At 62.3% G+C, this 273-nt stretch carries 1 pseudogene; it reads left to right on the top strand.

Annotated features, from left to right (window positions below):
* Positions 1–273, top strand: a pseudogene (locus SB719_RS20065) (urocanate hydratase); the annotation flags it as partial.

Below are 273 nucleotides of genomic sequence, written 5' to 3'. Positions count from 1 at the left end.
CCACAGGTCGCGGAAAACCCGAAAGAGCTGGTGGTATATGGCGGTATCGGCCGCGCTGCGCGCAACTGGGCCTGCTACGACAAGATCGTCGAAACCCTGACCCGCCTGGAAGACGACGAAACCCTGCTGGTGCAGTCGGGCAAGCCGGTCGGTGTGTTCAAGACCCACAGCAACGCACCGCGCGTGCTGATCGCCAACTCCAACCTGGTGCCACACTGGGCCAACTGGGAACACTTCAACGAACTGGATGCCAAGGGCCTGGCCATGTACGGC

Origin of the sequence: Pantoea sp. SIMBA_079, from assembly GCF_046940275.1 — a bacterium.
Classification (GTDB): Bacteria; Pseudomonadota; Gammaproteobacteria; order Enterobacterales; family Enterobacteriaceae; genus Pantoea; species Pantoea borealis.
This window is presented reverse-complemented; position numbering and strand designations above follow the sequence as displayed.